A 5991-nucleotide genomic window follows, 5' to 3' on the forward strand; every position below is an offset into this window, starting at 1 on the left:
TACCTGAAAAGAATCGAAGAAATCTCGCTCTTCTTCTCCTTTTGCGAGTGTTCATGGCGAATCAACTGCCTTTCGGAATGACATCAAGTTCTTCCGTCCGTCGATTGACAATACCACTTCCCACTTATTCTATATTTACCCGATCCTCAATAAACGAAACAACTCTCTTTCAAAACCATTATGTCTGAGCGTTGATTTCTCATCGATGCGAGTTCGCCCCATTCAACTATTGAGGCGGCTCATTCTGCATCTCCATGGCCAGCTGTGCCAGCTTGTTCATCGTTTTCCAATTCCGCATCGTGACGGGTAGACTGAGCTTGGATAATTGCCCTGCCAGCTTGGAATTCCGGACGCTTTCCTTAAATAATAAATAGACCTCTTCACCTATCGCTTCAAAGGCTTCCTTGTCGTTCTCATAGTTCTTCAACTTCTCAACCTCTTCAACTGCAGGTACTTCTGGCAGCATGGCAACATACAGGCTTTCAAACTCTGAGGCTTCCTCGGCAAGGCGAATACGTTCTTCTGAGAAAGGACAATTCCGAATAATCCCTTCGATTTCCGAGGAGGTTCTGAGCAGCACCGGCACCGGGAAGCCAAACACTTCAAGTATGCCCTGCTCCATCTTTGCACGCAGAGCTGCTTTGGATTCCGCGGATTGAAACAGTACGTTTCCGCTCTGAATGTAGGTTTGTACATGGGTTAGCCCCATGCCCTCCAGCATCTTCCTTAAATCGGCCATTTTTATTTTATGGTGGCCGCCGACATTGATCCCTCGAAGCAGTGCAATGTAGATGGTCATGTGTTTGCCTCCTGATTACGTTCCATAATCTGACCAGCCGTATTCTCACCATTCGCAATACAGTCCGGGATGCCTACCCCATAGTAAGAACATCCCGCAAGAATCACGTTAGGATACGAATCTTTTAGTTTGCGCTCCAATGATTCTACAACCTGTCTGTGCTTCAAATGGTAATTCGGCATGTCGTCATGCCACTTCGTAACTTCACAGGAGACCGGCTCTGCCGTAATACCCAAGCTGCGGTTGATGTCCTCCATCCCGACCTGCTTCAATTCATCGTCCGTTAACCGGATTAACTCCTCATAATGCGGATTGGAGCTCTTGTAGAACAATCTCATCAATAATCGCTTGTTCTCGGAGGTATGCTCCCATTTCCGACTGGTCCAGGTGCAGGCATCACACTTCAAATGTGTGCCTTTGCCCGTAATGAATCCTGTGCCATCATAAGGAAGTTCTTCATCTTGTATATCAAAAGCAAGATACACACTGATGAGGGATTTGGTATACAGCTGATCGAAGTCTTCGTTAAGGTGTGGATCTTGCAGCAATTCCTTCGCAGATGAAGCCAGCGTGCTCAGCACAACATAATCGGCTTCAAGCTTTTCTCCGTTGGAGAGTGCAATTTCATAGCCATCAGCTAATTTCTTCAGCTTCGCTGCTGCCGTTCCTTTGTAAATCTCTGCTCCTGCTTGAGAAACCGTATCTTCCAGGGCATCAATCAAAGCCGAGACGCCGCCTTTGAAGGAGATGAATTTCTTGTTTCCCGCACCCAGATACTTCTGCTTATTCTCTGCGAGGCCGCCCATGATGCTGCCATATGTATTTTTGTAATCAAGCAAATAGGGGAAGGTGGAGGCAATGGTCAAGTCATGAAGATCTCCGGAATACACCCCTGATATGACCGGAGCGATCTGCTTCTGCACAATCTCCTTGCCAAGAAATGCTTCAAGAAACTCCCCCAGCGAATCATCCCTGGTGAATGTCTCATTGGGCGTGTAATAATCTTTGAGCGCCACTACCTTCCCCTCCGCGGATACGAGCTCACTTTCGGCCAGCGACCTCAGGCTAAGCGGTATACCAAACACACTCTCGTCCGGAATTTTCTTCAGTCCCTCGCTTGTGTAAATAAAAGAGGTTCCCGTGGCATTATACACAACCTGATCCGTTAGCTGAAGCTCCTCCAAGAGCGGTGCCACATTCGTTTTTCGGGACACGATGGAATCCGCGCCGGTTTCCATAATAAACTCGCCATTCTGAACGGTTCGAATTTTCCCTCCAAGCGTTTCGCTTGCCTCAATAAGCACCAGATTCATCTCCTGATGACGAAGCTTTAACTCTTTTTGCAGGTAGTATAAGGTTGAAAGTCCGGTAATGCCGCCGCCGATCACTACTATAGTTGTCACTATATACACCTCAATTATGTAGGTTCTTTACAATCTCATCCATGTTACTTACCATTGTATCCAATTCATAAGTATATCATAGAAGCAGTCCATCGAATGCCGCCATTCCCTCAATATTGTGAACAGTCTTTTCAGCAAAAGATCAGCATATCCAGCTGGGATGCAACGAAAAAAACTCCACGAGATGCCTCGCAGAGTTTTTTAAAGTGGGAAGCGGTTATTACCGTTCACAAACCATCATTACATTACTTAGGATGTCTTCGGAATAATTCAGGCGGTGCCTTCCTTATTCCTCGTTATATGCTTCATGGGTATCAAGTCCTTTCGGTAATTCCGACTTTAACAGTCTTGTTATCCGTCTGGTGTTGATGTGACTCCACTTCCCACTTAGGATATATATACCCGGACCACTGCCGATGAAACATGTTGCACTTGATATCTTCGAAACAGACTTAACCTTATTTCTCCTCCGTGAATACCTCAAGCAAGCCCGCTGGAAGCTCATACTTGCGATTGTTAATCTGAATGCTCTTCAGCTCCTCCAGCAATGAATCCTCACTCTCTGAATCCTTGATTGCTTGTACCTCATGATGCAATTGTTCCATTTGACGGTCCAGCGCATTGGCGGTATCCGCTGCATTCTTCAGTTCCTCCAGCAGCTGCTGAGGAACCGACTTATTATATTTGTAGAAGATCTTGTGCTCCAGGCTTGCCCAGAAATCCATGGCAATGGTTCGAATCTGAACTTCAACGCATACCTTTTCAACCCTGTCGGAGAAGTACACCGGTACTTCTACTAGAAGATGCAGGCTTTGGTATCCGTTCGGCTTCGGATTCTTGATATAATCCTTCACATTAAGAACCGTTAAGTCGCTTTGCTGCTGCAGCATATCGCTGATTTTGTAAATGTCGGAAATAAAAGAACAGGTGATCCTTAAACCTGCGATATCCTTAATGTTATCCTCAATCGAGCTTAGGGATATGTTTCCGCCTTTACGAAGCAGTTTCTTCATGATGCTTTCCGGTGACTTCAGGCGGGATTTCGTATGTTCAATCGGGCTATAATCATGAAGAGCCTGGAACTCCTCTTTCAATATTTCCATTTTGGTTTCAATCTCATCTAATGCGAATTTGTATTTCATCATGAAACGGGTAATTTCATTCCGAATGATTTTGAGCTGTTCGATTTGCAAAGAATTCATGGGATACTTCCTTTCGATTGTGTGATTCAGAGTCGTTTTTGACTCGATCGTAATTAAATATCGCTTGCTGATTACATACTAGAAGTTCCGTTCCCTCTCTAAATATTAGTTGAAAAGGAGGGGTGCCTGCAACTTTAGTGCAATAACGCAAAAAAGACGCCGCAACCATTTCAAGTTGCCCCGTCTTCATCTTATGCCGATATGCTGCTGTTTGACTTACTTTACGCCGCTGTTCGCGCGGACTTTCAAGACTTCTGTTCAACAAAAGGTTACAACGAAACTCACATCATAATATAACTATATGATTATATTTAGAATAAAAAAAGCCTGGCAATTGAACAATGTGACCATCGTTAATCACATTAATATTTCATATCACTTTTGTTCAACTGCTTAAGCATATCTTGTGGAGACGGCATCTCATTCAATACGGCCTGAATGTATGGCTTGTCTGCAACATTGAGCGAGTAATATACCCATTGTCCGCGCCTTTCTTCATTCACGATTCCCAGAGATTTCAGTTTTCTTAAATGTTGGCTGACACTTGGTTGTGACATATGCAGCACGTGAACGAACTCGCACACACACCACTCCCTCTCTGTTAGCAAGATCAGAATCGTCAGTCTTGTCTTATCTCCCAGCAGCTTTAGCTTATCGGAGATGATCTCCAAACGTTCCATTCTCTGAACCTCCAATACCATCTTGAGCCAGATTCCATCCACCGTTGATATATTTATCATTCAATCGCAATAAAATTACTATTACTATCATGAAGCGCAGGTTTTATTTCTCGGGCAATCGCAAAATAATCTTGGTTTCGACAACCGAATCTCACTTTGCCATCATGTCGTTACCCGTTCCCATTTTATTTTGGACAGTACCTGCTCCAGCCTGTTCATATCCTTGTGAAAAGGACTAAGAACCGAATGTAAACTCTGGACTCCATCCGGGCCAAATAACGAATGATTGTGCTTTATGAAGGTTGCAAGTGTTCCCCCTGGCCCCAAATCCACAAAAATCTTATCCTCCATGGGCAGCAAAGTTTTCAAGGCATCGCGAAAGCGGATCGGTTCCCGCACCGCGTTCCATAAATGCTCGGACTCAAAAGAAGCGCAGGCCCCTCCTGCCAGAGCTGATATGACTCCTGATTGAGGAGACTTTAAAGAACATGAGGTTGCATAACGCTTATATAGTGCTCCGGCAGGATCTATCCACTTAGAGTGAAAACCATAATGAATAGGTAACCGCTGAAACGTCACTTTGCGTTTTTTTATATATGCCTCCACTTCAGAGAGGCCTGCTGTTCCCCCTGAAACGACAAAATGATTATCAAAATTAACCGAGGCAATCTCACAGTTCCGATAAAGCTCCGGTTCGCTATGGAACAGCGATACTTGTTCAAGAATAGCGATCATCCCTCCCGGTTCGCAATGATTCTGTACGATGTCCGCTTGAACGACCAAACTCTCCAATGCTGAAGTGTAATCCAGCGCTCCGGCAACGGTACATGACGCAAATTCCCCCAGACTAGTACCAAACACATAATCAGGGTAGATCTGCTGCTCCATAAATACCTGGGCTAAGGCATATTCGATCATAAATATGGCGGGATGTGTGAGCGGCAATGAGTCAAATGGTTGACTTATTGGATAATCCTTATCGTACAGCTCGTCGATGACCGAATTTCCGGTTATTCCGTAATAATATTGATCCAGATGCCGCATCCAGTGGCGGAACACCGGTTGATCTCGATATAATTCCCTGCCCATTTGGTAGTATTGTGAGCCTTGCCCGGAAAATAAAAATACGATGGATTTCCCCACCTTTGTTCACTCCCCTATCATCGAAAATTAAATACGCTTTTCTGATTCGGCCTCATTCTGAAATCGACAAAATGCTTGCGCGAATCCAATTGAAAGTAAATATTCTGATCGTATAACCTTCTTATGGTTTGGCCTGGCTCGGCCCCGTAGGAATGACCGGGATACACACGCAAGTCCGGGGCAGCCAAAGCCTTGATCTTTTGGATACTCTCAAACATCGCCTCAGCCGAACCGCCTGGATAATGGCATCCCCCACAGCCCTCTATGAATAAAGTGTCTCCAGTAAATACGCAGTCCTCCAGCAAAAAACACATGCTTCCCGAGGTATGTCCGGGTGTCCACAAGCAGGTGACCTTCGTTCTCCCAATCGAGATGACTTCTTGATCCGAGACACTTATCAGGTTTCTGCAATGGAATCCGTAGTCTTCAATTTCCACATTCGACATGAATACGTCACATTCAAAAATCTCCGTGAGCACCAAGGTCAAATTCACGTGATCATAATGGGAGTGAGTCAACATAATCCCCTTCACGTCTGCATTCAAATCGTTCAGCTTGCCGAGGATGGCATCGAGTTCCCATGAAGGATCGATTAACAAGGCAGAACGACTGCTTTTGTCCAAAACAATATAGCAATAATTAATGTAAGGAAGCGAGACCGTTCGTAGTGCAAACACTTCGTAATTAACCATTGTCCTCCCTTTCGCATAGGCATGACAAAATCCCGACTAAGCGCCTTGTACCGCAGCTTAGTCGGGATTCGT

The 5991-nt window shown here is 45.0% G+C and carries 6 protein-coding genes; all 6 read right to left on the reverse strand.

What is annotated here, in order from left to right:
* Nucleotides 1-226 precede the first annotated feature (226 nt).
* On the reverse strand, nucleotides 227-799 hold the full coding sequence (locus PGL02S_RS01770) for a DUF1697 domain-containing protein (protein WP_036637179.1): 573 nt from the start codon (nucleotides 797-799) through the stop codon (nucleotides 227-229).
* Nucleotides 796-2202, reverse strand: a complete 1407-nt coding sequence (locus PGL02S_RS01775; RefSeq protein WP_036637177.1) for a protoporphyrinogen oxidase — start codon at nucleotides 2200-2202, stop codon at nucleotides 796-798. The genes PGL02S_RS01770 and PGL02S_RS01775 overlap by 4 nt, the downstream gene beginning before the upstream one ends.
* A gap of 458 nt (nucleotides 2203-2660) precedes the next feature.
* A complete protein-coding gene (locus tag PGL02S_RS01780) occupies nucleotides 2661-3404 on the reverse strand; it encodes a GTP pyrophosphokinase (RefSeq protein ID WP_006210951.1) in 744 nt (247 codons plus the stop codon).
* Between the two features lie 362 nt (nucleotides 3405-3766).
* Entirely contained in the window at nucleotides 3767-4084 is a 318-nt protein-coding gene (locus PGL02S_RS01785) for an ArsR/SmtB family transcription factor (protein ID WP_036637175.1), read from the reverse strand.
* 162 nt (nucleotides 4085-4246) lie between these two features.
* Nucleotides 4247-5227, reverse strand: coding sequence for an acyltransferase domain-containing protein (locus tag PGL02S_RS01790; protein WP_036637173.1), 981 nt, complete (start codon nucleotides 5225-5227; stop codon nucleotides 4247-4249).
* A gap of 17 nt (nucleotides 5228-5244) precedes the next feature.
* On the reverse strand, nucleotides 5245-5919 hold the full coding sequence (locus PGL02S_RS01795; RefSeq protein ID WP_006210954.1) for an MBL fold metallo-hydrolase: 675 nt from the start codon (nucleotides 5917-5919) through the stop codon (nucleotides 5245-5247).
* Nucleotides 5920-5991 lie beyond the last annotated feature (72 nt).

Source organism: Paenibacillus glucanolyticus NBRC 15330, assembly GCF_004000885.1.
Lineage (GTDB): Bacteria > Bacillota > Bacilli > Paenibacillales > Paenibacillaceae > Paenibacillus_AQ > Paenibacillus_AQ glucanolyticus.